Origin of the sequence: Gaoshiqia hydrogeniformans, assembly GCF_049347105.1 — a bacterium.
Classification (GTDB): Bacteria; Bacteroidota; Bacteroidia; order Bacteroidales; family Prolixibacteraceae; genus Gaoshiqia; species Gaoshiqia hydrogeniformans.
Window position 1 is genome coordinate 4,321,266 of the sequence record NZ_CP186334.1, and the last position, 26,114, is coordinate 4,347,379.

At 46.3% G+C, this 26,114-nt stretch carries 24 protein-coding genes; 6 read left to right on the plus strand and 18 right to left on the minus strand.

The window, feature by feature from the left end:
- Positions 1-395: 395 nt before the first annotated feature.
- From ACOIT5_RS17155 to murB, 3 genes are all read right to left on the minus strand, one after another.
- A complete protein-coding gene (locus tag ACOIT5_RS17155) occupies positions 396-2,846 on the minus strand; it encodes a TonB-dependent receptor (protein WP_423127386.1) in 2,451 nt (816 codons plus the stop codon).
- Positions 2,847-3,017: 171 nt separating this feature from the next.
- A complete protein-coding gene (locus tag ACOIT5_RS17160; protein ID WP_423127387.1) occupies positions 3,018-3,374 on the minus strand; it encodes a hypothetical protein in 357 nt (118 codons plus the stop codon).
- Positions 3,375-3,474: 100 nt separating this feature from the next.
- Positions 3,475-4,497: a UDP-N-acetylmuramate dehydrogenase gene (murB, locus tag ACOIT5_RS17165; protein ID WP_423127388.1), complete on the minus strand. Its 1,023-nt coding sequence runs from the start codon at positions 4,495-4,497 to the stop codon at positions 3,475-3,477.
- 206 nt (positions 4,498-4,703) lie between these two features.
- On the opposite strand from murB, the gene ACOIT5_RS17170 reads away from it, so the two are divergent.
- Entirely contained in the window at positions 4,704-4,892 is a 189-nt protein-coding gene (locus ACOIT5_RS17170; protein ID WP_423127389.1) for a hypothetical protein, read from the plus strand.
- A 58-nt stretch (positions 4,893-4,950) separates the two neighbouring features.
- Here ACOIT5_RS17170 and ACOIT5_RS17175 read toward each other — a convergent pair whose 3' ends face one another.
- The 9 genes from ACOIT5_RS17175 to recG form a co-directional block, all read right to left on the minus strand.
- The gene (locus ACOIT5_RS17175) at positions 4,951-5,667 is read right to left on the minus strand and encodes a cell division ATP-binding protein FtsE (RefSeq protein WP_423127390.1); all 717 of its coding nucleotides are present in this window, start codon (positions 5,665-5,667) and stop codon (positions 4,951-4,953) included.
- Between the two features lie 388 nt (positions 5,668-6,055).
- Positions 6,056-6,628 (minus strand): electron transport complex subunit RsxA, encoded by a 573-nt coding sequence (rsxA, locus tag ACOIT5_RS17180; RefSeq protein WP_423127391.1) that lies wholly within the window; start codon positions 6,626-6,628, stop codon positions 6,056-6,058.
- 3 nt (positions 6,629-6,631) lie between these two features.
- Positions 6,632-7,225: an electron transport complex subunit RsxE gene (rsxE, locus tag ACOIT5_RS17185; RefSeq protein WP_423127392.1), complete on the minus strand. Its 594-nt coding sequence runs from the start codon at positions 7,223-7,225 to the stop codon at positions 6,632-6,634.
- Positions 7,222-7,836: an RnfABCDGE type electron transport complex subunit G gene (locus tag ACOIT5_RS17190; protein ID WP_423127393.1), complete on the minus strand. Its 615-nt coding sequence runs from the start codon at positions 7,834-7,836 to the stop codon at positions 7,222-7,224. Before ACOIT5_RS17190 ends, rsxE begins: the two co-directional genes overlap by 4 nt.
- Before the next feature lie 29 nt (positions 7,837-7,865).
- Complete coding sequence (locus ACOIT5_RS17195; protein ID WP_423127394.1) at positions 7,866-8,855, minus strand: RnfABCDGE type electron transport complex subunit D; 990 nt, start codon at positions 8,853-8,855, stop codon at positions 7,866-7,868.
- A gap of 55 nt (positions 8,856-8,910) precedes the next feature.
- Complete coding sequence (gene rsxC / locus ACOIT5_RS17200) at positions 8,911-10,242, minus strand: electron transport complex subunit RsxC (protein WP_423127395.1); 1,332 nt, start codon at positions 10,240-10,242, stop codon at positions 8,911-8,913.
- Positions 10,243-10,253: 11 nt separating this feature from the next.
- Positions 10,254-11,186 (minus strand): Fe-S cluster domain-containing protein, encoded by a 933-nt coding sequence (locus ACOIT5_RS17205; RefSeq protein ID WP_423127396.1) that lies wholly within the window; start codon positions 11,184-11,186, stop codon positions 10,254-10,256.
- 9 nt (positions 11,187-11,195) lie between these two features.
- Positions 11,196-11,624 (minus strand): SoxR reducing system RseC family protein, encoded by a 429-nt coding sequence (locus ACOIT5_RS17210; RefSeq protein WP_423127397.1) that lies wholly within the window; start codon positions 11,622-11,624, stop codon positions 11,196-11,198.
- A gap of 291 nt (positions 11,625-11,915) precedes the next feature.
- The gene (gene recG / locus ACOIT5_RS17215; protein WP_423127398.1) at positions 11,916-14,015 is read right to left on the minus strand and encodes an ATP-dependent DNA helicase RecG; all 2,100 of its coding nucleotides are present in this window, start codon (positions 14,013-14,015) and stop codon (positions 11,916-11,918) included.
- Positions 14,016-14,195: 180 nt separating this feature from the next.
- On the opposite strand from recG, the gene ACOIT5_RS17220 reads away from it, so the two are divergent.
- The 3 genes from ACOIT5_RS17220 (at position 14,196) to ACOIT5_RS17230 (ending at position 15,764) form a co-directional block, all read left to right on the plus strand.
- Positions 14,196-14,894: an ABC transporter ATP-binding protein gene (locus ACOIT5_RS17220; protein WP_423127399.1), complete on the plus strand. Its 699-nt coding sequence runs from the start codon at positions 14,196-14,198 to the stop codon at positions 14,892-14,894.
- A complete protein-coding gene (locus tag ACOIT5_RS17225) occupies positions 14,894-15,454 on the plus strand; it encodes a cob(I)yrinic acid a,c-diamide adenosyltransferase (protein WP_423127400.1) in 561 nt (186 codons plus the stop codon). Before ACOIT5_RS17220 ends, ACOIT5_RS17225 begins: the two co-directional genes overlap by 1 nt.
- Positions 15,455-15,542: 88 nt before the next feature.
- The gene (locus ACOIT5_RS17230) at positions 15,543-15,764 is read left to right on the plus strand and encodes a DUF2795 domain-containing protein (RefSeq protein WP_294593799.1); all 222 of its coding nucleotides are present in this window, start codon (positions 15,543-15,545) and stop codon (positions 15,762-15,764) included.
- 47 nt (positions 15,765-15,811) lie between these two features.
- On the opposite strand, the gene ACOIT5_RS17235 is transcribed toward ACOIT5_RS17230, so the two are convergent.
- Genes ACOIT5_RS17235 through guaB form a run of 6 tightly spaced genes read right to left on the minus strand, consistent with a single transcriptional unit; the run spans position 15,812 to position 23,538 of the window.
- The gene (locus ACOIT5_RS17235) at positions 15,812-17,326 is read right to left on the minus strand and encodes an OstA-like protein (protein ID WP_423127401.1); all 1,515 of its coding nucleotides are present in this window, start codon (positions 17,324-17,326) and stop codon (positions 15,812-15,814) included.
- 16 nt (positions 17,327-17,342) lie between these two features.
- Positions 17,343-18,305, minus strand: a complete 963-nt coding sequence (locus ACOIT5_RS17240; RefSeq protein ID WP_423127402.1) for an AAA family ATPase — start codon at positions 18,303-18,305, stop codon at positions 17,343-17,345.
- Between the two features lie 16 nt (positions 18,306-18,321).
- Positions 18,322-19,671 carry a peptidylprolyl isomerase gene (locus ACOIT5_RS17245; protein WP_423127403.1) on the minus strand — a complete coding sequence of 450 codons (1,350 nt, stop codon included), beginning with the start codon at positions 19,669-19,671 and terminating at the stop codon, positions 18,322-18,324.
- Positions 19,672-19,677: 6 nt separating this feature from the next.
- Positions 19,678-20,610 carry a hypothetical protein gene (locus ACOIT5_RS17250; RefSeq protein ID WP_423127404.1) on the minus strand — a complete coding sequence of 311 codons (933 nt, stop codon included), beginning with the start codon at positions 20,608-20,610 and terminating at the stop codon, positions 19,678-19,680.
- A gap of 47 nt (positions 20,611-20,657) precedes the next feature.
- Positions 20,658-22,019: a peptidylprolyl isomerase gene (locus tag ACOIT5_RS17255; protein WP_423127405.1), complete on the minus strand. Its 1,362-nt coding sequence runs from the start codon at positions 22,017-22,019 to the stop codon at positions 20,658-20,660.
- Positions 22,020-22,062: 43 nt separating this feature from the next.
- Positions 22,063-23,538 (minus strand): IMP dehydrogenase, encoded by a 1,476-nt coding sequence (gene guaB, locus ACOIT5_RS17260; protein ID WP_423127406.1) that lies wholly within the window; start codon positions 23,536-23,538, stop codon positions 22,063-22,065.
- Positions 23,539-23,694: 156 nt separating this feature from the next.
- On the opposite strand from guaB, the gene ACOIT5_RS17265 reads away from it, so the two are divergent.
- Positions 23,695-25,608, plus strand: coding sequence for a RecQ family ATP-dependent DNA helicase (locus tag ACOIT5_RS17265; RefSeq protein ID WP_423127407.1), 1,914 nt, complete (start codon positions 23,695-23,697; stop codon positions 25,606-25,608).
- A gap of 12 nt (positions 25,609-25,620) precedes the next feature.
- Positions 25,621-26,067, plus strand: a complete 447-nt coding sequence (locus ACOIT5_RS17270) for a YybH family protein (RefSeq protein WP_423127408.1) — start codon at positions 25,621-25,623, stop codon at positions 26,065-26,067.
- Positions 26,068-26,114 lie beyond the last annotated feature (47 nt).

The following is a 26,114-nucleotide window of genomic DNA, read 5'->3' on the forward strand; positions in this document are numbered from 1 at the left end:
CCCCATACCGGCAAAAACACAAAAAAAGCAGGGCTTAAACATCAAGTCGCTGATGCAAACTGAACTGAAAAGCACAAAAACCTGCAACATGTCAATGAACGTCGGGCTCTTTCCTGCCCATTCTATCTGTGAAATCCAATAAAAACCTTCAATAAGTGCATAGCCCTCAGCCCAGCGGGTGTAGTTCAACCGGGAACAATCGCTGGGCGCTGCACGCCGCTCATGTTCCTATTTATTGAACAATCGCTGGGCGCTGCACGCCGCTCATGTTCCTATTTATTAGCGGCATTAAAGTTATCATTTCAACCCGACAGGAAAAAGACCTTATTGGTATTTATTTTACCGTCACGGTTCGGTTATCAGCAAAATCAGCATATTTGAAGCTGATTCTTCAGTCAGAACAGGTTCCCGAATTTCACCCCGATGTTGATGGTCCGGGGCTGAGACGGCCCGTAAATATAGCCTGCATCGCGGTATACGCCGCGGTCGTAATCGTTCTGCATCCGGTTGAAAATATTTTTCACCCCGGCATAAAACTGGATTCCGGTTTCATTTGTAAAATGAATGTCGTACGACAGCAAGAGGTCGGTGACTAAAAAATGATTCGTTTTTTTCAGTTGCTCTCCGTCAATGATGTTGCCCCGGCTGATGGCGTCCACTACCAGCTGCCTTTCCTCGCCCTCAAAGTTGTCAGGATTCAGTCCAAAGTGAGGGACATCCATCGTGCCGGTATAGTTGAACGAGAGGCTGGTATTGAAATGATGGCTGGGTTTCCAGATAAAAGTGGCATAGCCGTAGCGCTTGGGCGTACGCACAAAATCTTTCGTCACGCTTTCTTCGTTTTCGCCCCAGGCCTGGGCCGACTCATAACGGCTTTGTTGAACGGTAAAGCCCACTTGTGTTTCCAGCTTCTCCGAAATAAACGATTTCCATTCCAGGTTAAGGCCGGCCACATAAGCGCCGTCGTCGGCATTTACCCGCATGTAGGCAAAGTTTCCCTCGTCGTCAAGCGGGTAAAACTCATTCGAAAACGGATCTTTCAAGCGGGTATAAAACCCTTCGGCCAAAAAGTCGTTATAAGTATTTACCAGTGAGAAAACCGAATTTACCGATGCTGTAAATGCGTGAGAGGTTTCCTGTTTCAGGTTTTCGGAGTTAAAGGTCACAACGCGCGTCGCATTCACCAGTTCGATATGCAGGTCTTCGTTGAAAACCTGCGGTGCCCGGTAACCTTGTGCATAGCCCAGCCTGAAGCGCAAATCGGGATTCAGTTTGTACAGGATGCTCGCCCTGGGGACCAGGACATGATTGCTCAGGTCGGCATCGCTTTCGCGGTCGTTGATCCGGTAGTAATCGTACCGTAGTCCCAGCGAAAGGTTTACCTTTTCCGACTTCCAGTCGTGCTGAACAAAAGATCCCAGGGTATTCACGGCCTGCCGGGTTAATGTTGTATTTTCCTGGCCACCCGCACCCAGTTTCACATCATGCAGGTAATCTGTGGTATGGTCGGTTCCGAAAATCGTTGATGAGGGCGCGAACAGAAAGCGGGAAGAACTGAACCCATAATGCGCGCCAAACGAAGATGTCAGGTTTTTCGTGTCGCCATAGGCATTCGCGTCCTGCCGGGCGCCGTAATACGAATCGCGCGCCACATGCTGGGCCGACGCGTAAACAGTCAGTTTATCGTAACTTCCGTTTGTGAATAAATCATAGGAAAGGTTCGCTCCTGAAATTAAATGATCAAGCTGCTCGGCAATATCCGCCTCATGCGGGAGATAATCCAGTTTATTTCCTCCGCGACGGTATTCGCTGATCCGGTAGCCGTCGAGCGTGATTTTGCTTTTTTCTCCCGGCTTATGAAACAGGCTGAAACCAAAGGTTGTATTTTTCATTTCTACCAGTTCGCTGAACCCATCGTCGTTCAGATCGTGGGAACCCCGGTTGCGAAGCATAGAATAAAGGTAACCGCCGGTTTTCCGGTTGTCGGCAATCACCGATGCATTGAGGTTAAGTTGTCCGTCAGCCGAAGATTCGCTGCCATCGCCGATACCCAGGGCGGCTATACGTCCGTCAACTAAAAAGGTATTCCTGACCGGTTCCTTGGTAATTATATTCACCGTCCCGGCAATGGCATTCCCTCCGAAAAGGGCGGAGCCTCCTCCACGCACAACCTCCAGGCGTTCCACCATATTGGCCGGGATCATTTCGAGCCCGTAAACGCCTGCCAAGCCGCTAAATACCGGACGGCTGTTCATCAGGATCTGCGTATAGGGCCCCTCCATCCCGTTCATGCGTAGTTGGGTAAAACCGCAATTCTGGCAATCGGTTTCGGTACGCAGGCCCGGAGAAAACGATAGGCCCTCGGCAATGTTTACCGATTGCGTCATACTCATCAGTTTGGGCGAGATGGTTGTAACAACTACCGGAGCTTCGGCCCGGTTGGTCCGGTTGCGGTCGGCGGTCACCACAACACCTTCGATGTTTAAAAAATCTTCTTTTATTTCAAACCTGACTTCCAGGGTTTTGTTGGCCTCCGTCCGGATCGTTTTTGCGGAAGTTTTATACCCGACACCGCTCACCCTGACCGTTAACTCGCCTGCCGGAAGGTTAACGAGTTGAAAATGTCCCGTGGCATCGGTTGTGGTCCCGATGGTCGTTCCGTCGATGGTGACGTTAATAAACGGAACATGTTCGCCATTGCACAGAACGTCGCCGATCAGGTTCGCATCGGTTTTTAGCTTCTGCGTATAGCCGGTAGTTGTCAGTAGAAAAAAAAGTAATATTGAGGTGGTCAAATTGATGATGTGTTTCATGATATCGTGTTGTTTGTCGTTTGATATTTTCAAATCAAATTAATTGAAGTCCCCGCAAAACCCGCAGGGACCCGGATCAGCCGGAGCTACGGTATTGTACCTAACGGGATTGGCAGGGTAAACACCGCTTAGCGATAGATCGATGTCCAAAAAGACAGCATAATCAGGTAAGGCTAAAAATACAGGCTAATTTATTTATCTGATTTACAAAGGGGGAGAGCGCCCTTGCCGGCGGCCGTAAAACGACTGATCGTATCTGAATTGTTTGCAACCGAAATGAACAGGCCGCGAATATGCAGTTAATACCGCAACAAAAAGGGAAACCAAAAAAAGAAGTTGCAACTGCGAAAGCTGAATGAATTCGGGTGCAGAGTGTTGATGTTTTTTGAAAGGAGCGGCATCCTGGCTTTTGTTGTAGGGGTGGGCATGCACCACCACCTGCCCGTTACCGAGGATGTGGGCATGCATAAAAACGGCATTGTTTACAATGAGCATTCCCATCAAAACAAAAAGCGCGCCGGCTGCAAAATTCTTTATATTATACCTGTAAAATATCAACACAAATGCTAAATCAAGACATTCTTCGACAGATTAAAACTCAAACCTGCCCCGATTGTTCAAAATTTAACATTCAGAAAAATAAAATTGAGTTGATTTTTGGTCAGGCGCCCAACACATTCACCTCCGGCTCGAGATTGATACCGAAGCGCCCGTGCACCGATTCCCTGATTTTCACCGATAGCCGGTACAAATCCTCACCGCTGGCATTTCCGTAATTCACCAGCACGAGGGCCTGTTTTTCGTGCACCCCGGTATCCCCTTCGCGAAAGCCTTTCCAGCCGCACTGATCGATAAGCCAGCCGGCTGCCAGTTTTGATTTTCCTTCACCAGCCGGGTAAACAGGCATCGACGGGAAAGCAGCTTTCAGTTTTTCGGCCAGTTCCTGATCGACGACCGGGTTTTTAAAGAAACTCCCGGCATTGCCCAATAAACCGGGATCGGGCAATTTGGATTCGCGGATCGCGATCACCGCCTGGCGGATGTGGTGCAGGCTTTCTCCTCCCTGTTTTTCAACTTCTGCTTTCAGGTCGCCGTAACCCAGCTTGTACCCGGCAAATTTATCCAGGCAAAAAACCACCGAGGTGACCACGAAACGGCCTTTCAAGTCGTTCTTGAAAATACTGTCGCGGTAGGCGAAACGGCATTCTTCTGCCGGAATCGCGTATTCGCTGAAGGTTTGCAGGTCGAAGCCATTTACCTGCACAACAAAATCCTGCACTTCGACGCCGTAAGCGCCAATATTTTGAACCGGCGCTGCTCCCACATTTCCGGGGATCAGCGACAGATTTTCGATGCCGAAAAACGATTGACTGACACAATAAGCAACAAAGTCATCCCAAGTCTCACCGGCGCCAACTTCCAGCCATACCTGGTTCCGGTCTTCGCGCAACCGGCTGATTCCGGGCACATGGGCATGAATGACCAATCCCTCAAAATCGTTTACAAACAATAAATTGCTCCCTCCCCCCAGGAAGAGCAAAGGCAATTCGGTCCATTTTTCAAAAGAGTTTAAAAAGAGGGGTAAATCTTCAGCCTCGGTAAATTCAAAAAAGTAACGGGCTTTAATATCCAGTCCAAAGGTATTGTATTTCTTCAGAGAATAATTTTCTTCAAAACGAACCATAAATTGATTTTTTTTGATATAGATTGCTCGTATTCACACTCATTACAAAGACAAATATTAATTTTTATACTTGTTTTGTTAATTTATGATATCATTTCTCGAAAATTACGAACAAGGTGCAAATAACGAATCATCCTTTTGCATAAATTTGCAGCACAAAGGAAGTCAATTCTGGCTTTCACACAAAAGTTAAACCCTATTTTGTTATGAAAAAGTTGATTTTTTTAGTTGGTATTGTAGCACTGATGGCTGCTTGCGGCGCTCAGGCCGGTAAAGAAACTGCAAAAGAAGCTGAAACCGAAATGGACGCAGTGGAAGAAATTGTTGCTGATTCAATAGTTGTTGATTCAACAGCAGTTGCTGTTCCCGATTCAATCGAAGCTATTGTCGAGTAGTTAAATCCCGGGACGAAGATGTTTTAAAGAGACTGTATGGTTTCTTTAAAACATTTTTTTAATTATCCATCAATTCAGCAAAATCAACTTCTTCAGCAGCTTTGGACGAGTCGGTCATCTGCCGGTCGGCACAGATCAAGGTGCGCGAAGGAAATTTATTCAGCAACAGGTAGTCGTGAGTAGCCATCACAATGGTTTTTCCCTGCCCGTTAATTTCTTTAAAAATTTGCATTAAATCGTTCGATGTATCGGGGTCCAGGTTTCCGGTAGGTTCGTCGGCCAGGATAATATCCGGATTATTCAGCAAAGCCCGTGCAATAACCACCCGTTGCTGTTCGCCGCCCGATAGTTCATGAGGCATGCTTTTCAGTTTATTCAGCATCCCAACGCGGTCCATAACCTCCAGGATCCGGCTTCCAATCGCTTTTTCCTGCTTCCACCCGGTGGCTTTCAATACAAATTCCAGGTTGGCATAAACAGTCCGGTCGGTGAGCAGTCGAAAATCCTGAAACACCACGCCCAGCTTCCGGCGCAAAAACGGAACTTCCGATCGCTTGATGCGGGCCAGGTTATACCCGGCGACCAGCGCTTCGCCCGAGTAAAAATCCAACTCGGCATTTAACAGGTGGATCAGGCTCGACTTACCGCTGCCGACTTTGCCAATCAGGTAGACCCATTCTCCGCTTTTGATTTCAAGATTTACATTTTCCAAAACGAGGTGGTCCTGCTGGAAAATATCCACATTTTTTAATGAAATGACAGAAGTTTTCTCCATGTGCTCAGAATTAACTTGCTACCTGCAAAACTAATTTTTTTTCACTATTATCCGACTAAACCAGGGAAATCGCTTTTAGAAAAATATTTCTGACTTTGACCTTGCATGACTCCTATTTTTGATGTCAACTCTAATTTCCTGTCATGGACAATCAGAAAAAGAAATGAAAAAGTATCGGAGAAGAAAAACAGGTTATTTGCCTGACTTTATAAATCTGGTGTAATTCAGGCCATGCATTATCATCCATAAACATCGGATTGGTCCCGAAAATCAGCATTGTTGGTTACGCCATCGCGGGAAATCAGTCAATTGACATGTATCTGTAAAAATACAAAAGGCAACCTTGCGGGTTGCCTTTGCGAGTATCGGAAAATGGTATGGTTGTTGACTACACCAATCCGCTAAAACCCATAAATGCCATAGCCAAAATGCCGGCAACAATGAGCGCGATCGGAGTTCCTTTTAATCCTTTGGGTACATCAATCAAATCGAGGTGTTCACGCAATCCGGCAAAAAGTACCAGCGCCAGTCCAAAACCCACGGCGTTGCTGACGGCAAACACAACCCCCTCCATTAAGTTAAATTCTTTCTGGATGGTTAGGATAGCTACCCCCAGGATGGCACAGTTAGTGGTAATCAGTGGCAAAAATACGCCAAGCGCCTGGTACAGGGCCGGGCTCACTTTTTTCAGGATAATTTCGACCAGCTGAACCAACGATGCAATAACCAGGATAAATGAAATGGTTTGCAGATAACCGATTTTGAATGGGTTGAGAATGTACAGTTGAATCAGGTAGGTGACAATGGTTGCCAGTACCATCACAAAGGTAACAGCCCCGGCCATGCCCACCGCTGTTGAGATTCGTTTTGAAACACCCAGAAACGGACAAACGCCCAAAAACTGGGTCAATACAATGTTATTGACAAAAACAGCTGATATAATAATGATGATGTATTCCATGCGTTATTCTCCTATGCTTTTTTTGATTTTATTGGAAATGGCAATCAGATAGCCAAGTACAATGAATGCCCCGGGAGCCAGGACAAAAAGTAACATGCCGTAGTCTTCTGGATAAACTGCCAGACCAAAGATTTTTCCGCTTCCCAGAAATTCGCGAATGGCACCCAGGATGGTTAAGGCCATGGAAAAACCGAGTCCCATGCTTAAACCGTCGATGGCTGAAGAAATCACGTTATTTTTCGATGCAAACGCTTCCGCGCGTCCTAAAACGATGCAGTTAACCACAATCAGGGGGATAAATAAACCCAGGCTTTTGAACAGCTCAGGCAGATAAGCTTGCATCGACAATTCGACTACGGTAACAAAGGAGGCGATAATAACAATAAAACTCGGGATTCGGACTTTATCCGGAATGACATTTTTTACCATCGAAACCACGATGTTTGCCATCAGCAATACAAAGGTTGTGGCCAGGCCCATGCCTAATCCGTTGATGGCCGAAGATGTAACACCAAGGGTAGGGCACATCCCCAGAAGCAAAACAAAAATGGGATTCTCTTTTAAAAATCCTTTTGTGAAGTTATTCCATTGATTCATAATGCACCTCCTTCTGTTTCTTCATGTTGCGAAATGGGATTCTCCTCTGTTTTTTCAGGGGCGGATGCCTGATAGGTTTCGTAGGCCCGCCGGACGGATTCCAAAAAGGCCCGGGATGTAATCGTCGATGCGGTAATTGCATCTACCTCACCACCGTCTTTACTCACCAGAAGCTTCGTCGTTTCAGGATTTTTACCGATAATGTTCTGGCCGGTTTTTTCCGGATTGTTGAACCAGGTATCCATTTTTGACCCCAAACCGGGTGTTTCTTTGTGTTCGAGCACCTGGTACCCGCTGATGGCGCCGTCGGGTTGAAATCCGACCATGACCTGGATTAATCCGCCAAAGCCGTTTTTCGAGTATGTTTTTACAGCGATGCCCACCAATTCGTGCGAACTGTCGAATGCCGGGAAAAACACCAGGCTATCGCCTCCTTCTGAAGGAGTGGCTTTCCAGGCGGCGCCAAGTTCTGCAAAATCGGGCAAGATGCTCTTTATCGCGTCGTTTTGTGCTTTTAGTTTTGCTGCATCAATGGCTTCTTTCGTCAGGTTGTGTACAAAACCTAAAATAGATGCAGACAGGAAAGAGACCAAAAATAAGGTCAATACCATGCTTAAGAATGTCGATTTTTTTCCGGCCATTACCTGGTTCCTCCAAAGCGTTTAGGTTTCACGTATGCGTTTATCAGCGGCGTAAAACCGTTCATAATTAGGATGGCGAAAGAAATGCCTTCGGGATATGCGCCGAAATTCCGGATCAGGATGGTGATTACCCCAATGCCGAGGGCAAAAATAAACTGTCCGCGGTGCGACATGGGCGAGGTGACCATATCGGTCGCCATGTAAATTGCTCCCAGCATAGCGCCGCCGGTAAGTAAATGAAATACCGGTTCGATGAATTTTTCGGGGTTGACCAGCCACAGAATACCCTGGAATACAAACATGCTTCCCAGCAGAAAAACGGGGATGTGCCAGGTAATTACTTTTTTCCATAGTAGGTAGCCAAATCCGAGCAGCAGCAGCAGGGCCGAAATTTCGCCCAACGAACCGGACATGTTTCCGTAAAGCAGGTCCGTCGCGGATGGCAGACCGGACATCAGCTCGCTCACCGGCTGACCGTTTTTAACGCCTTCTTTTAAAAGGCCCAGCGGGGTGGCTGTGGTTAAAGCGTCAACGGCGGCCTGCTGGTTCAGGTTAACCGGCCAGCTGGTCATTTGAACCGGGAAGGAAATCAACAGAAACACGCGGCCAACCAATGCCGGGTTAAACGGATTGCTTCCTAACCCGCCAAACGACATTTTTCCGACGCCGATGGCAACCAGGGCCCCGGTAACAATAATCCAGCCCGGGATTGAGGCCGGAACGTTAAATGCCAGCAGAATGCCGGTCAAGGCAGCAGAACCGTCGGTTATTTTGGGTTCTGTTTTCATGATGAAACGCTGAATCAGGTATTCGAAAGCCATGCAGGCCACAACAGACAGTAAGGTAACCCTGACTGCATCCAGCCCAAACATGAATACCGACCAGACCAACGCCGGCAACAAGGCCAGGATAACCCGGTACATGATCTTATTCACCGAGTCGCTGGTGTGAACATGCGGTGAAGGTGATATCGTTAGCAGTTTACTCATTTTTGATTATTCTGAATTAACACTGAATTGTTTGTTTCGTTTTATGAAAATCCGGTTATTTTTTTCGGTTACGGATGATTTGGCCCACTTTGTTTTTTCCCAGTCGGATATAGTCGAGCAGGGGACGGTCGGCGGGGCAGGTGTAACTGCACGAGCCACATTCAATACAATCCATGACCCGGCTGTTTTCAGCATTCTCCCAAATTTGTTTATCAGAAACAGTCATCAGGTAATAGGGCTCCAATCCCATCGGGCATACTGTAACACAGCGTCCGCAGCGAATACAGTTTTGCATCGGCTTACGTTTGGCTTCCGGCGCCTGCATGATGGTAATCCCGGATGTTCCTTTTGTGACGGGGATATCGGTTGAGGCAACGGCTTTTCCCATCATTGGCCCGCCGCTGATGATCTTCCCGGTGTCTTCCGGTAAACCGCCGGCTGCATCAATTAATTCCTGAACCGGGGTTCCGATACGAACCAGAAAGTTGGAAGGTTTTTGAACCGATTTTCCGGTGATAGTCACAACCCGCTCAATCAGCGGTTTATTTTTTTGGACGGCTTCGTAAACAGCAAAGGCTGTTCCTACATTACTTACCACGGCGCCAACGGCAATTGGCAACGCGCCCGACGGCACTTCGCGCCCGGTGATTGCCTTGATGAGTTGTTTTTCGCCTCCTTGCGGATATTTTACTTTCAGCGGAACGATTTCAACCGAACCGTCTGTCGGTGCCAGCCCTTTCAGGTGGGCAATCGCGTCTTTTTTATTGTTTTCGATGCCGATATACGCTTTATTTACCTGTAAGGCGCACATCAGTAGCCGGACGCCAACCATCACTTCTTTACCCTTTTCCAGCATTACCCGATGGTCAGACGTGAGGTAAGGTTCGCATTCAACGCCATTGATAATCAGCATCCCGGCTTTCATGCCCTGTGGTGGTACCAGTTTGACATGCGTGGGGAAGGTTGCCCCGCCCATACCCACTACGCCGGCAGCATTTATTTTGTCGATAATCGCTTTACTGTCGGCCTCGAAATTTTCAACCAATTCGTTGTTGGTGATAATATGTTCTTCCCATTCATCGCCTTCCACGTCAATAAAAACACCCATTTTCGGATAGCCGGATGCATCGGTGCCCAAATCAACTTTTTTTACGGTTCCCGAAACGGATGAATGGATGTTGGCTGACACAAACCCGCCGGCCTGAGCAATAATTTGCCCGACCTTTACCTGATCGCCTTTTTTTACTATGGCTTGCGCCGGTGCTCCAATATGTTGGGCAATGGGGATGAAGACGCTTTTAGGTAAAGCCAGCTTTTCGATGGCTTTGTTTGCTGATAGCTTATTTTCAGCAGGATGAACCCCTCCTAGTTTAAAAGTTTTTAACACGATTGGCCTCCTTATTTGTTTTCAGTATGATCTGGTTGAATATTATCTGTCGCTTCTGTCTTTGGACTAATTGCTTTTTCCTGCTTTTCTGCCGGTTTTGCCGGAAGGTCTTCCTTAATTTTTCGCGGTGGGAAGTTAAGCTCGATAATGGCATTTGTCGGACACTCGGTGACACATTTGCGGCAAAGTTTACATTTGTCCGAATCGATAAATGCCAGGTTATTTCCCATCGTAATCGCGTCGAATGCGCAAACTTTGAAACACTTACTACAACCGATGCAGGCTACTTCGCATGATTTTTTGGCGATACCGCCTTTTTCTTCGTTGCGGCAGGCCACGTATATTTTACGGTCTTTCGGTCCCTTTTTCCTCAATTCGATCAGGTCTTTCGGACAAGCTTCCACACAAGCGCCGCAGGCTACGCACTTATCGTCAATCACTTCGGGAAGGCCGGTTTCCGGATTCATGTGTATGGCGTCGAAGTCGCAGGCAACAACGCAGTCGCCGCAACCCAAACAACCGTACTGGCAACCGGTATCGCCGCTGTAAAGCGATGCGGCAACGGCGCAGGATAAAGCCCCGTCGTACTGATTTGTTTTTGGGCGGTATTCGCAGGTTCCGTTGCAGCGCACAACGGCCACCCGGGGTGCCTGGGCAACGGCTTCCATGCCTAAGATTCCTGCTACGCCGGTCATGCAGTCATTTCCCCCGACAGGGCAAAACAAGGATGAAAGATCGTCAGCTTTTACGCAGGCTTCGGCAAAAGCACGGCAACCGGCATAACCGCATCCGCCACAGTTTGCTCCGGGCAAAGCGCCTTCTACATCATCGATCCGTGGATCTTCATATACTTTAAATTTTTGAGCAACAAAGTACAGGATCACTGCTGCCAATGATCCGATTGCACTCAAGGTAATAACCGTATAAACAATCGTCATGCTCATAATTAATGATTATAATGGCTTGATTTCAAATTCGAAACTTCGTTTTAGTTTATTTCGGAATAAATAAAGGACCAGGTAATAGGGGAGAAGCGCAGAGAGCGCTAAAAGTCCGCTGAGGCCTTCATGACCAGTGACGGCAGAAGCAACGATCAGAACCGTCATCAGCAGGACGAAAGGTAACAGGTAACCGTAAAACAACGCTTTAAATCCCTGCGATGTCTTCCCAATAACCTGGACATACTGGCCTGCATGAAAATCGCCTGAGAAATGTGCTATTTCAATTTCTTTGTCTTTCATATCTGCAGCTGTACAGGTCCCTTTGGCATGACAAGAGGCACAAGCAGATTCGTTTACAATGCCTACAATGATCTTTTTATCTGAAAGCTTCTTAATGATCCCTTTGTGTGTAATTTCTCCCGACATATTCGTTCGCTTCAAAGCTTTTTCCGCTGCAAAACTATTGATGTTTACTATACTTGTTCATGTCATTAAATCATTTTTAAAACATTTATCCTTATTTATATTCATTTTAAATAAAGTTGTTTTCTTTTGGATTGATTAATGAACTGTATAATAGCGATTTGAGTTGTTTTATTTTCATAAATCCAGTATGATAAATATCAGTGTAATCGATTGCATATGTTGTCAAAAAATTGATATATATCAAGTCTGATCCGGTTGTTTTTATCTGCATTTTTTGCAAAATGTTTACCCGGGTTGCAGTTTATATCAACTGATGACACTCCAGTCGAATTCTGTATTTTTCATTCGCTGCAAATGATAAATTAACAGTTGATTTTCTTGTCTTTCCAGTTTGGGGTCGTCGCTCAGGATATCCGAAGCAAAATCCCGGGCTATCCGGAGTATTTCGCCGTCTTTTCCCAGGTTGGCAATGTTCAGGTTAATACCCAGGCCGCTTTGCTGGGTGCCTTCCAGATCGCCCGGACCGCGCAATTGCAGGTCAACTTCGGCTATCTCGAAACCATCGTTGGTGCGAACCATGGTTTCGAGTCTTTTCCGGCTTTCGTTACTGATTTTATACGACGACATCAGCAAGCAATAGGACTGGTCGGCGCCCCTGCCCACCCGCCCGCGTAACTGGTGAAGCTGTGAAAGCCCGAAACGTTCGGCGCTTTCAATTACCATCAAGGAAGCATTTGGCACATCCACACCAACTTCGATCACCGTTGTTGCTACCAAAATATGTGTTTTCCCTTCTTTGAATAATTGCATTTCACGATCTTTTTCAGCCGGCTTCATCCGCCCGTGAACCATGCTGAGCTGATAGCGGGGAAAGACTTCTTTCAGCAGTTCAAAACCGTCTTCCAGGTTTTTCAGGTCCAGTTTCTCCGATTCGCTGATCAGCGGGTAAACGATGTAAGCCTGTCGGCCTGCATCAATTTGCTGTCGGGTAAACTGGTACACTTCCTTGCGCCTGTTTTCGTAAAAATGGCGGGTTTCGATGGGTTTTCGTCCGGGCGGCAGTTCATCGATCACCGAAACATCCAGGTCACCGTAAAGCGTCATCGCCAGTGTGCGGGGAATCGGAGTCGCCGTCATTACCAGCACATGCGGGGGAATCCCGGAATTTTTTTTCCAAAGTTTGGCACGTTGGGCTACTCCAAAGCGGTGTTGTTCATCAATAATGACCAACCCTAGTTTTTGAAAACTGACCACATCTTCAATCAGGGCATGCGTCCCGATCAGCAGTTGTATTTCGCCCGATTCGATCCCCTCATGAATTACTTTACGTTCTTTGACTTTTGTCGATCCGGTTAACAAGGCCACTTTAACGCCAATTCCATGCAACATTTTTTTGATGGTCTGGTAATGCTGAACGGCCAGAATTTCGGTAGGCGCCATCAGGCTGGCCTGATAACCATTGTCGAAAGCAATCAGGGCGGTCATTAAGGCAACAAGGGTTTTTCCGCTGCCTACATCGCCTTGCAGCAAGCGGTTCATTTGTTTGCTGCAGCCCAAATCTTTGCGTATTTCGCGGATAACTTTTTTCTGGGCCCCGGTCAGTTCAAAAGGCAGGTTGTTTTCGTAAAACCGGTTAAAATTGTACCCGATATTCGAAAAAACAAATCCTTTGAATACATCTTCCCGTTTATGCTTCAGGCTCAGAATTTTGAGCTGAATGTAAAAGAGTTCTTCAAACTTTAACCGGAAGGTCGCTTTTTGCAGGAGCTGCGTATTTTCAGGAAAATGAATTTGCCTGAGCGATTGGCTCAGCGGCAATAATTTTAGCTTATCGCGTACATAAGGGGGAAGGGTTTCATAAACTTTTCCTTCGATGGCAACAGCCAGGTTATATTGAAGTTTGTTCAGTGCACGGGTATTTAAAAAGCGCTTTTTCAGGGTTTCGGTGGTATTGTAAAACGCCTGAAGGACCCCCGTATTAATTTGTTCTCCTTCGGCGCTTTCCACTTCCGGATGAATCATATTCACCCGTCCGTTAAATACCGAAGGTTTTCCGAAGATGATATAGGTTTTATCTGTATTCAGATTTTCGCGAATGTATTTTATGCCCGAAAACCAAACCAGGTCGAGGCTCCCCGTTTCATCGGAAAATACCGCCGTAAGCCGTTGTTTTCGCGATTCGCCGATTGTTTCGAACGATTTGATTTTACCTTTAACCTGAATGTACGGTTGTTGCGCCTGTATTTCGGCGATACGGTGAAATTTGGTCCGGTCGATGTACTTGTACGGGAAATAATACAACAGATCGCGAAAGGTGAAAATGCTGAGTTCTTTTTTCAATAACTCGGCTCTTTTAGGCCCAACACCAGGCAAGAATTTTATATCTTGATCAATATATTCAGGCATGTAGCAAAGATAAAAATTAACCTGTTAATTGATTCGCCTGTTTTTGAAATGGCCCTGTTTTTGTTGTGCAGATAATTTAATTTCGGTGTATATGATTATATTTACTGAAGAATTTAGTTGAATGAAACGGATATGGACAGACCATTATATAAACAGCCTGCAAACAAATAAACTACACGTATGAAAGAAGTAATCAGGTTAACAGAGATCGTTAAAAATTACAAAGTGGGCACACAGGTTGTCCGGGCTTTGCGGTCGGTAAGCTTGCAAATTAACGAAGGAGAATATGTTGCCATCATGGGCGCATCAGGTTCGGGGAAATCGACCTTGATGAATGTGATTGGCTGCCTGGATACGCCAACCGGCGGACGGTATGAATTGAACGGAAAAGATGTGAGCCACTTGTCGGATGACGAGCTGGCCGAGATCCGGAATTCGGAGATTGGGTTTATATTTCAGACCTTTAATCTGCTACCCCGGAATAATGCTTTGGAGAATGTGATGCTTCCGCTGGTATATGCCGGCGTGAAGAAACAGCAGCGTTACGCCCGGGCGGAAAAAATTTTAGCCGATGTAGGCCTGGCCGACCGCGTTGAGCATAAGCCGAATGAACTTTCAGGAGGACAACGTCAGCGGGTGGCGGTTGCACGTGCCCTGATTAATAATCCGGCTATCTTGCTGGCCGACGAGCCAACGGGGAACCTGGATTCCAAAACTTCAGAAGAAATCATGCATTTATTCTCGGAAATTCATAAACAAGGCAATACTTTGATTGTTGTAACGCACGAAGAAGATATTGCCCGTCATGCCCATCGGATCATCCGGCTGAAAGACGGGGAAATAGAATCTGACATTGTAAACACTAACCCGGTATATTGATGGCCAAATTAGTACGTATTTATACCAAAACAGGCGACGACGGGACCACCGGTCTGATTGGCGGAGACAGGGTAAAAAAACACGATATTCGCCTGGAAGCATATGGTACCGTCGATGAGTTGAACAGCCATATCGGTCTGATTCTGACCACCAAAGTGGATGAACGCGCACAGAAGGTACTTGCCGACATCCAATCAACGCTTTTTGTAATCGGCGCGCAGTTGGCTACCGGCGAAAATGCCGGGGCTTTAAAAGAACGAATTCCCTGCACCGACAAGGATATTGAGCAGCTGGAACAGGAAATGGATCAGATGTTTGAAATTTTACCCCAGCTGAACCACTTTATTTTACCGGGAGGCAGCACCGGGGCGGCTTACGCGCATGTTGCCCGGACCGTATGCCGGCGTGCCGAGCGGCGCATTATCGAGCTTTCGGATCAAGTTAACGTGGATCAGAATCTCATCAAATACATAAACCGGCTTTCAGACTACCTGTTTGTGCTGAGCCGGAAAATAAACCGTGATCAAAACATGCCTGAAACCCCCTGGATTTCAGGTTAAAATGTAGCTAAAATATTTTGTCGATTTTGATGTATTTTTTTATATATTCGCAAATCATAAGAAAATCAAACTAAAAATACCTTCGAATATGTACTGGACACTAGAACTCGCATCAAAACTGGAAGATGCCCCTTGGCCGGCAACTAAAGATGAGTTGATTGACTATGCAATCCGCTCCGGAGCACCCCTTGAGGTGATTGAAAACTTGCAAGAGATTGAGGACGAAGGAGAAATCTACGAAAGCATTGAAGATATTTGGCCGGATTACCCGAGCAAAGACGACTTTTTCTTCAATGAAGACGAGTATTAATTTGTAGCAGGCAATTAATGATACGAATAGCAGGACAATTGATCCTGCTATTTTTCTTTGATAAATATATCGTAAACTGATTTGGGCCGGATGTCGTCGAGCCAGATAAATCCCGGAAGTGTTTTGTCTTCATCCATAAGGTCCGGTATGGGCAACAACTGTCCGTCGGGCGAAGTAATAAAGGCAATTTTATTAACCTTACTTTCTTTCAGCGAGATGCGGATATTGCTGCTTTCAGCCTTATTTAAGCCGATCAGCCCGTTATCATCACGGGCATAATAGAGCGATTGCCCGTTCCCGTCAACATCAATTTTATAGAGATCGTTTCTTCGGATAAAACCGGTCATGTTTCGTCCCTTTATTTGATTGAAACGGACAGAATCTTCCTGAGAAATAATAAATGCCGAACGTTTCATTTCGATGAACTGGTTTTCCTTGTCTTTTGTGATCACTTCCATGTATTCCGAACTCATTTGGTTGGCGCCCGACCAAACCACCGGGGCATGAAAGAGTTGAATGGTTGAGTCTTTGGACCAGTAAACCAGGGAATCACATTTTCCCTGCAAATCCTCGCGGAAGAATTTTACCCGGAAATAGGCCAACAGTTGCTTTTCGTCGGGAATCGTATCGGGAATCATCTTCAGCGTATCGGCATGCAGAAAGAGCGTATCTTTCTCCGAATAAAACAGGAAGTGGGCAGAATCGGTTACCAGTGCATTTTTTTGAATATCGTTGTAAACAAGATGATTTCCCCGGACGATAATTTTGTTTTTAAAATCATGTACGCTGGCATTCCCGAGTGCCAAACCGTCGCCCGAAGTTTTGTTGTAGAAAATGGAATCGGCTACAACATGTTGCTCTTCGGTCCGGATGACCGGGCGTTCATACAATTCGGCGTAACCGGTTTTGGTATGGTAAAAACCCGAGGTGGCGTCGAGTGTGTCTTTTTCGTCGTAAATGGTGGTCGGGCCCACAATGGAGGCGACACCTGTTTGCGGGTTGTAGATCAGGGTGTCTGAAACTAAAGTATAACTTGGCGTAACAGCCTTCACCTCAGTTTTAAAGATGGCTTTGTCGAGATTGGTATAATACTCGCCGATTTTGCTGTAAAGCGTATTGGCGCTGTCCTTCACCGTTCCGTAATAATCGTAATAGCCGATATTCCTGTTCATGTCGAACTTCAGGGTGTCAGTGGTTAATACAACCGATTTGTTTACCAACCTGACATCGCCGCGGGCCAGCGCCCAGCGGGTATCGCCGTTGTATTTTACAAAATTGGCATATAAGTGGAGGGTGTCGTCTTTGATGATGTGTACTTTTCCAAACGCATCTACCATATTCACGTTGGTATAAGAATAGGCGCTGTCGCACCACATACGCACGTTGTTATGGTGGATAATCACATTGCCGAGCAACCTGTGGGCGTTGGCGATGATTTTTTCATCGAATTGCATCACATCGGCTTGTTCAATATCGACCTTCCGCTTCTGTTGGGCATATAAAACGAAGGGAAATAAAACAAGCAGAAGCAGTATTAATTTCTTATGAAACTTACCTGTCATAGCAGTGACAAAAGTATTAAAGTAATTCATCAATCAACTGGTCAACGGAGATGTTTTCGGCCTCGGCCTTGTAGTTTTTAATAATCCGGTGACGAAGGATATTTTTGGCCACTGCCTTCACATCTTCCATGTCCGGCGAATATTTTCCGGAGATGACAGCGTGCGTTTTTGCCCCCAGAATCAGGTATTGCGAAGCCCTGGGGCCAGCTCCCCATTTCAGGTATTTGTTGGACACGGCGGCCGCTTTCTCGGTTCCCGGGCGTGTTTTTGCTGCCAGGTCAACCGCGTAGCGAAGAACATGGTCGTTTACCGGGACCTTTAACACCAACTGTTGGAAATACCTGATCTCTTCTGCCGAAAGAATGGTTGAAAGTTCATTGGAAAAGCCGGAGGTTGTGTTTCTCACAATCGTCAGTTCGTCTTCAAACCTGGGGTAGTCGAGCCAGATGGAAAACATAAACCGGTCGAGCTGGGCTTCGGGGAGAGGATAAGTTCCTTCCTGTTCAATCGGGTTTTGGGTGGCTAAAACAAAAAAAGGTTTATCCAGCTCAAAACGTTCACCAGCAACGGTTACAGCGCGTTCCTGCATGGCTTCAAGCAAGGCGGCCTGGGTTTTTGGCGGCGTCCGGTTAATTTCGTCGGCCAGGATGATATTGGCAAACAGGGGTCCTTTTACAAATTTAAATTCCCGTTCTTTATCCAGTATTTCTGTTCCAATGATATCGGAAGGCATAAGGTCGGGTGTAAACTGGATCCGGCTGTATTTCAGTCCGAGGACGTCGGAGATGGTGTTGACGAGCAAGGTTTTAGCCAGACCCGGAACGCCGATCAGCAGACAGTGTCCACGGCTGAACATCGCGATCAGGACCTGCGTGATAATTTCGTCCTGTCCGTAGATGCGTTTTTTTATTTCCGCGTGCAACAGGTCAATCCTGGCCTTCAGGGCGTCGGCGGCTTCTACCTCGTTTTTGAAATTCATCGTTTACCAATCGTTTTTATTTGATCCAGCCTTTAAACTTGAAATTACAGTTCATGTAGGTTTCGTCAATACGAATATACGTTTTTGCCTGCTGTTCCGAAATCCACTTACTCAGCGTTTCTTCCCGTTTTTTTTCCAGGAATAGTTCACTTAGAAGCTGATAGTCGTCCTGCAGGTTGGCTTTATGTTCCTTCGATTGACTGATTAGTTTAACAACTTTATAAACCGGGCGTTGTTTGTCGTCAATCGTCAGGAACGGATCTGAGATCTCATTTTCCTTCATTTTAGCCAACACTTTACTGACATCAGGATCGAGTTCATCTTTTTTCCATTTCGACGACATGGTGTAGGGGTTGATGGCCACACCGCCGCCGTTCCGCGAATTTTTGTCGCCCGAAAAGCGCATGGCTGCATTCTCGAAGGTGATTTCATTTTTCCTGATTTTGCTGGCGAGACTGTCAAGCTGACTGGAGGTTTTTGCCATTGCCTGGGGGTTAGGCTTGGGGATGATGATGATGTGACGGGTATTTACCTGTTCTCCTTTGCGGTCGATCAACTGGATGATATGGTAGCCAAATTCACTTTTCACGACGTTCGATACCCGGTCGCCCCGCAGGTTAAAAGCAGCGGCTGCATATGCCTGGTCGAGCTGGGCTCGGCCCATGTAACCCAGCTCTCCGCCGTTGGGAGCGGAGGGGTCTTCGGAATAAAGGACGGCCAGGGTAGCAAAGTTTTCGCCATCTTCAATTCGTTTTTTGAATTCGCGAAGGCGGGCTTTAATGGCATTTTCTTCCTCCAGTTCAATAGGAGGATACAGGCTGATCTGGGCATATTCAACCTGGGGCGCAACCTGCGGAATTTCTTCGTTTTTCATATTCCGAAAGTTGTAACGGACCTCGGCCGGCGTAATGGAAACAGTTCCAATGATTTTATTGCGCATCTGGTTGGTCATGAGTTGGTTGCGGATAACTTCCTCCAGACTGGCCTTAATTTGCATGATCGGCTTTTTGAAATAATTTTCAACGGCTTTTTCCGACCCCAGGTTTTTTATAAAGTATTGCATCCGCTGGTCGAGTTGCTGGTTCAGCTGGCTGTCGGTTACCTCGATGGTGGTATCCAGTTCGGCCTCGGCAATTAATAATTTTTCAATCAGGAATTCTTCCAGGATCTCACACTTCATATCGCCGTCCGAAGCGATTCCTTGTGCCTGGTTCTGCATGTACATGGCTTCAATGTCCGATTTCATAATGATATTGCTGCCCACGACAGAAACAATATGATCAATCATTTTGTCTTGCGCATAAACAGCTGAAACGCTTGTGAGCATATACAGGGCAATGAAAGCGGCGAATACTTTTCTGAACATATCTGTCTATTTTTGAATATTATAAATTTTAAACTTATTCGATGCTAAACCTTCTTTGTAAATATCGTTTTCGATATTTCTCAGAAACTTCACTTTACGTTGGTTCAGAATAATGTTCCTGATATCGGATTCGATATACTCAACCGGGGCAATTTGTCCCTGGAGGCGAAAATCGCGGATACAAATAAAGTAATAATAATCTGTATCACTACTTTCTATAAACTTGTTTCTTCTTAAAAATCGTTCCTCGTCTGTAATTTCGTCGGGTATTTGGGCGAGGATTGTTGTCGAATTAATCCACTTATCATCAAACCGGTCGTAGGCTTTGGCATATTGAATGCTGTATTCGTCGAGCTGCGCGAGTTTCAGCGGATCATTATCCAGACAAAGATTTTTAATGATCTCTGGATTGGCAACCTCAATCGGGGTTTTTAAAAATACGGCTTTTACGATGTTGTTTTTCAGGATATATTCCTGTTGATGTTCCCGGAAATACTGTTCAATATCCTCTGCTTTCACGACAGTATCCATCTTTTGGGCCATGAGTTCTTTCTTGTAACGGTAGGTGATTAACGAGTTGCGGTACTCTTTCAGTTCTTTATCTACATTTTTTTGCTCCGGTGTCAGGTTTTGTTCGGCGTTTAAAATAACCAATTCGGTGCGTACCCACCTTTTTACAAAATCGTCAACCCACAGGGTGCTGTCCGCTTCAGACAGGTTTTCCGGTAGAATTTGTTTGACATCTTCCAGGTAAAGAAAACTCTCATTAACCTGGGCCAAAGGCGTCAGGTTGGGTTTTTCCTGTTGGCACGCTGAAAGCACAATCATTAAAATAATAACCTTCCACTCGTTTGCCATGCAAAATCCATGTAGGTTTAAAACCGGTCCTTTACACATTCTTACCAATCTTACCGGTGTAAATTTAAGTTGTTTTATCATGTTTTTTCTTTTCATCTGTTCTGAACGCTCAACCTGGTGCCCCTGAATTAAACAGGCTTAACGGTTTTCAGGATATTCCTGTTTACTTTTATTTTATACTTTTTTCTGAGTTGCTTTACCCATTCCGCTTCAAGAAAATCCTGAAAGCCGGATAGGTATAGCCCGCGCGCTTCTTCCAGCGATTTGGGTCCGCCAACTGTTTTATTCCCGTTGATAAAATGAAGTCCGTCCCGGTAACCGGCTGGTTCAGGCCCGTCCCAAACGAAATAATCTACCAGGGGATTTTCGCCCTTGCTGAAATTTCCTTTCAGGATATGTGCCTGGTTTTCATATTCCAGGTTCAGCCGGTCTTCCATTTCTTCTTTGGAGATCCGGCTGTCGGCCGAGATCATTTCATCTGCAAAGTCGCGAACTTCCTGTGTTTTACACTGAATGACCCATCCGCTGAATTGTTCGTCTCCGCTATAGCGGCCTTTATTTTTATTGTAAAACGACTGCAATCCGGACGAATCTGTACGGGCGCGCTCCCAAACCAGTTCTTCAGACAGGTTAAACAGTAAAATCCCGTCACGGAACTCCTGCATCAGCTGGCTAAATTCAGGATATTTTTCTTCAGAAAAATCGTCTTTTTGCTCCGAAAACTGATGCAATGGATTGAATTCCATATTTCGCCTGATCCTCACGATTAATTCGTCGCGCATTTCGGCTAAGCTTCTCACCGGTTGATCCGGCATCCGTTTGTTGTGAACCCGAATCAGGTGATAGCCGAACGGGGTGCGAACGGGCATGGACAGTTCGCCAACCGGAGTTTTGTAGGCGGCATCCTCAAACGGAAAAATCACCTGGAAGCCTCTGAAGTAACCAATCATCCCTTTATTCTGACGAACCGACGGGTCCTGAGAGTATTTCATGGCCATATCGTTAAAATCGGCACCGCTGGTAATTTGCTTCCGGATATCCATGATTTGAGACCAGGCAGTCAGTGTATCCTGAGGAGAGGCCGTCATCGGCAACCCAATTAAGATGTGACTGACCTTCAGTTCGTTGATTACACGATCGTAGGCTGTTTCAATCATTTCTTCCGATATGGCTAAGCTGCGGAACTGTAGAATCAACTCTTTTCTGAACTGTTGGTACTCTTTTTTGAAACCGGGAAGCGTATCCATTTTTAATCTTTCCGCTTCCATCACCTTCAATTTGTAGTTGATAAACAGGTCCATGTATTGCTCCGGACGTTTCTTTTCGGATTGATTTTGCAGGTTCTGGTTGTTCTTTTCATACAAGCGGGTAAACTCGTCTTTGTAAAACCGACGGTCATCGATTGTCAGGATCACTTCGTTTTCTTCCGGTTGGGCGAACGCAGAATACGAAGTAAAAAGCAAACTCAGCAGGAAAATTATTTTAAACATCTGAACAGATTCAAATTTTTAAGCCGGATCGGTGTGCATAAATCTATTGTCGCGAACTGTAATTAGGAGATTCACTGGTAATGCTTACATCATGCGGGTGACTTTCCTGGACGCCGTTATTGGTGATCCGCGTAAACCTGGCCTGCCAAAGTTCTTCGATATTACGCGCCCCGCAATAGCCCATGCCCGAGCGCAAACCGCCGATCAGTTGATAAAGTACCTCATCCAGCGATCCTTTGTATGGTACCCGGGCTGTGATCCCTTCAGGCACCAGTTTGCGTATATCGTCTTCCATATCCTGAAAATAGCGGTCTTTCGAGCCGGCCTGCATGGCTTCAATGGAACCCATACCGCGATAGGTTTTGAACTTCCGGCCCTGAAAAATAATGGTCTCGCCCGGAGACTCTTCAACTCCGGCAAAAAGCGAGCCTGCCATAATTGAATAGGCTCCGGCAGCAATGGCTTTCACAATATCACCCGAATAGCGGATGCCTCCGTCGGCAATAATAGGGACATCACTGTGTTTAAGAGCTTTTGCCACATTGTAAATGGCCGATAATTGCGGTATTCCAACTCCGGCCACCACGCGGGTGGTGCAGATGGAGCCCGGACCGATACCTACTTTTACGGCATCGGCGCCGGCTAAAACCAGGTCGGTAGCTGCCTCGGCCGTGGCAATATTTCCGGCAACAAAATCCATTTCAGGGTATTTGGCTTTCGCTTTCCGCAGGGTTTCCAATACGCCTTTCGAGTGCCCGTGGGCAGTGTCGATAATAATGGCATCAACCTGCGCTTTTACCAACCCGTCAATACGATCAATCGAATCGGAGGTAACGCCTACCGCGGCTGCAACCCGAAGCCGTCCTTTGGCATCCTTACTGGCCAGCGGTTTATCTTTTGCTTTGGTGATGTCTTTATAGGTGACCAAACCGATTAAGCGGTTCGATTTATCGACGACCGGTAATTTTTCAATTTTATGCTTCTGAAGGATTTCGGCAGCGCGCTCCAAATCGGTTGATTCGGTGGTATAAACCAGGTTTTCGGAGGTCATCACCTCGGCGACGGGTTTATTCATGTCCGATTCAAAACGAAGATCGCGGTTGGTAACAATCCCCACCAGTTTTTTTTCATCATCAACCACCGGAATGCCGCCGATCTTGTAATTGCGCATCAATTCCATCGCATCGCCCACTTTTTTCTCCTTCGAAATGGTAATGGGGTCGAAAATCATCCCGTTTTCAGCCCGTTTAACCGAAATAACCTGGTGAACCTGCTCGTCAATGCTCATGTTTTTGTGAATCACGCCAATACCTCCCTCACGGGCAATGGCAATGGCCATCGGCGCTTCTGTTACGGTATCCATGGCTGCTGTAACTACCGGCGTATTTAAACGGATCGACCGGGTGAAGCTGGTAGAGAGATCAACATGGCGCGGCAGAACTTCCGAATACGATGGAACCAACAAAACATCGTCGAATGTCAGTCCCTCAGAAACTACTTTATCCGTAAAAAATGGCATTGTTGAAATTTTAGTGAATTCAATAGCCAAAACTACAAAATTTTAGCGGATATTGGCCTTTTTTGGGTCTTGCACGGGGCGATTAAAAAAATTAATTTTCATTAAAATTTGTTAAGTTGAAAACTATTTCATATTCATTGCTGAAAAGTTGAGAAGTTGAACGAGTTTCAATCCATATTAACCCGTTATTGGGGCTATTCCAGGTTTCGTCCGCTTCAGGAAGAGATTATTCAGTCTGTTGCGGCCGGGAAAGATACGCTCGGATTGATGCCCACCGGCGGAGGTAAATCCATTACCTTTCAGGTTTATTCTTTGTCGAAGCCCGGTACCTGCCTGGTGATAACGCCTTTGATCTCGTTGATGAAAGACCAGGTGGAAAACCTGCAAAAAAAAGGTATCAAGGCGATGGCTATTCATTCGGGGATGAGCATACAGGAGGTGAGGCTGGCGTTTGACAGCGCTGCCTGGGGCGACTACAAATTTCTGTACCTGTCACCCGAACGTATTGCTACCGAGCGTTTTCGTGAACGTTTACCGCAAATGACCGTGAACCTGATTGCCGTGGATGAGGCGCATTGTATTTCTCAATGGGGCTACGATTTTCGTCCTTCGTATTTGCGTATCCGCGAGTTGCGCGAGTTATTGCCCCAGGTACCGGTTCTGGCATTAACGGCTACCGCTACGCCAAAGGTCGAAACCGACATTCAGCAACAACTGAATTTTAAACAGGAACATGTCTTGCGGAAAAGTTTTTTCCGTGAGAACCTGGCTTACCTGGTTCGGAACCGGGAAGACAAACTGCCCTACCTGTTGCAGTCGGTGCAGAAAGCGAAAGGAACCGGGATTATTTATGTGCGCAGCCGAAAACAAACCCGGGAGATTGCCGAATACCTGCAAAAAAACAGAATTTCGGCTGATTATTACCATGCCGGTTTAACGGCGGTTAGCCGGACTAAAAAGCAGGAGGCCTGGAAGACTGGACAAACGCGGGTGATTGTAGCAACCAATGCGTTTGGCATGGGGATCGATAAACCGGATGTACGCTTTGTTATTCACCTGGGGCCGCCCGATTCGCCTGAAGCCTATTTTCAGGAAGCAGGCAGGGCAGGGCGCGATGAAAATAAAGCTTATGCGGTATTGATCGCCGCCAAATCGGATGTGCTGGCCTTAAAAAAGCAGGTGGAGAAGGCTTTTCCGCCTGTTGATGTGATTAAACGGGTTTACCAGGCCCTGGGTAATTATTTTCAGTTGGCCGTCGGGTTCGGGAAAGACCAGATCCTGGATTTTAGTTTGGGCGATTTTGCCGGACGATATAGTTTCCCGATTGCCACGGTACTGAACTGCCTGAAAATCCTCCAGCGCGAAGGCTACCTGGAACTGACCGAAGAACTGGATAATCCGTCACGTGTCCATTTCATTGTCGGGCGTGACGACCTTTACAAATTTCAGGTAGCGAACGCCAATTTCGATGGTTTTATCAAGCTGTTGCTGCGCTCATACTCGGGCTTGTTCCAGGATTACGTAGGAATTGATGAAGACCTGTTGGCTAAGCGGGCCAACATTTCGGTGGAAGTGGTGTACCGTTTTCTGAACCACCTGAACTCGCATAAAATCATCCATTACATCCCGCGTAAGAAGACGCCGTTTATCATCTTCACCAAAGAACGACTGGAGCTTGAACGGCTGAAGATTTCGAAGGAAAATTATACCGACCGCAAGAAAGACTACCAGGAACGGATTGATGCCATGCTGCGTTATTCAACCGGTAAATTGAAATGCCGCAGTCAGATGTTGCTGGAATATTTTGGTGAAAAGACTTCGGTACGATGCGGTAAATGTGATATTTGTCTCGAACAGAATGAGTTGGGTCTGAGTCAGCTTGAGTTTGACAACATTGCCGGCCGGTTAAAAGAATACCTGAACGAGCCCTGCCTGTACGAAGAGCTGATCTTTAAGATCGACCGTAATGAAGACGAAATCATCAAAGTCATCCGCTGGTTGATGGATAACGGAAAAATCATCTACCGGATTGATAACCGGCTGGAATGGAAAATGAATCGTAATGAATAAAACGATAGCGTCATGAAAAAATTTATTGGTACACTTTTTTTAATCTATTCGGTTATGGGTTTTGCACAGGAAAAAATGCAGATCGACGAGATGATCGTCTCACTCGAACGAGCTGCTCTCGAACGTTGGAACAACGGCGATCCTTCCGGTTTTCTGGAATTGTCGGCCGCCGATGTTGTTTATTTTGATCCGCTTCTGGAAAAACGTATTGACGGACTTGAGGAGCTGACCAAACTGTATGAATCGATTCGCGGTCAGGTAAAAGTCGACCGTTATGAAATGATCAATCCTCTCGTCCAGTCGTCCGGCGGAATGGCTGTTTTGACGTATAATCTGCGTTCATATGTCGGAGATCAGGATCACAAATGGAACTGCACCGAGGTTTTCAGGAGAGAACCGGATGGGAACTGGAAAATCATTCAAACCCACTGGTCAATAACGAAACCATCATTAAAATAAGGAGTTTCACGCCAATACAGAGGCAACAACAACTAAAAAATCCCGCC

What these genes read in the sequence shown, in the direction of transcription:
- ACOIT5_RS17240 (WP_423127402.1), bottom strand. Translation starts at nt 18,305, where the DNA reads ATGAATTTCAAAAACGAGGTAGAAGCCGCCGACGCCCTGAAGGCCAGG.
- murB (WP_423127388.1), bottom strand. Translation starts at nt 4,497, where the DNA reads ATGGTTCGTTTTGAAGAAAATTATTCTCTGAAGAAATACAATACCTTT.
- ACOIT5_RS17220 (WP_423127399.1), top strand. Translation starts at nt 14,196, where the DNA reads ATGAAAGAAGTAATCAGGTTAACAGAGATCGTTAAAAATTACAAAGTG.
- ACOIT5_RS17190 (WP_423127393.1), bottom strand. Translation starts at nt 7,836, where the DNA reads ATGGTATTGACCTTATTTTTGGTCTCTTTCCTGTCTGCATCTATTTTA.
- ACOIT5_RS17270 (WP_423127408.1), top strand. Translation starts at nt 25,621, where the DNA reads ATGAAAAAATTTATTGGTACACTTTTTTTAATCTATTCGGTTATGGGT.
- ACOIT5_RS17195 (WP_423127394.1), bottom strand. Translation starts at nt 8,855, where the DNA reads ATGAGTAAACTGCTAACGATATCACCTTCACCGCATGTTCACACCAGC.
- ACOIT5_RS17205 (WP_423127396.1), bottom strand. Translation starts at nt 11,186, where the DNA reads ATGAGCATGACGATTGTTTATACGGTTATTACCTTGAGTGCAATCGGA.
- ACOIT5_RS17255 (WP_423127405.1), bottom strand. Translation starts at nt 22,019, where the DNA reads ATGTTTAAAATAATTTTCCTGCTGAGTTTGCTTTTTACTTCGTATTCT.
- recG (WP_423127398.1), bottom strand. Translation starts at nt 14,015, where the DNA reads ATGCCTGAATATATTGATCAAGATATAAAATTCTTGCCTGGTGTTGGG.
- rsxA (WP_423127391.1), bottom strand. Translation starts at nt 6,628, where the DNA reads ATGGAATACATCATCATTATTATATCAGCTGTTTTTGTCAATAACATT.
- ACOIT5_RS17230 (WP_294593799.1), top strand. Translation starts at nt 15,543, where the DNA reads ATGTACTGGACACTAGAACTCGCATCAAAACTGGAAGATGCCCCTTGG.
- ACOIT5_RS17175 (WP_423127390.1), bottom strand. Translation starts at nt 5,667, where the DNA reads ATGGAGAAAACTTCTGTCATTTCATTAAAAAATGTGGATATTTTCCAG.
- ACOIT5_RS17245 (WP_423127403.1), bottom strand. Translation starts at nt 19,671, where the DNA reads ATGTTCAGAAAAGTATTCGCCGCTTTCATTGCCCTGTATATGCTCACA.
- guaB (WP_423127406.1), bottom strand. Translation starts at nt 23,538, where the DNA reads ATGCCATTTTTTACGGATAAAGTAGTTTCTGAGGGACTGACATTCGAC.
- ACOIT5_RS17170 (WP_423127389.1), top strand. Translation starts at nt 4,704, where the DNA reads ATGAAAAAGTTGATTTTTTTAGTTGGTATTGTAGCACTGATGGCTGCT.
- rsxE (WP_423127392.1), bottom strand. Translation starts at nt 7,225, where the DNA reads ATGAATCAATGGAATAACTTCACAAAAGGATTTTTAAAAGAGAATCCC.
- ACOIT5_RS17225 (WP_423127400.1), top strand. Translation starts at nt 14,894, where the DNA reads ATGGCCAAATTAGTACGTATTTATACCAAAACAGGCGACGACGGGACC.
- ACOIT5_RS17250 (WP_423127404.1), bottom strand. Translation starts at nt 20,610, where the DNA reads ATGATAAAACAACTTAAATTTACACCGGTAAGATTGGTAAGAATGTGT.
- ACOIT5_RS17235 (WP_423127401.1), bottom strand. Translation starts at nt 17,326, where the DNA reads ATGACAGGTAAGTTTCATAAGAAATTAATACTGCTTCTGCTTGTTTTA.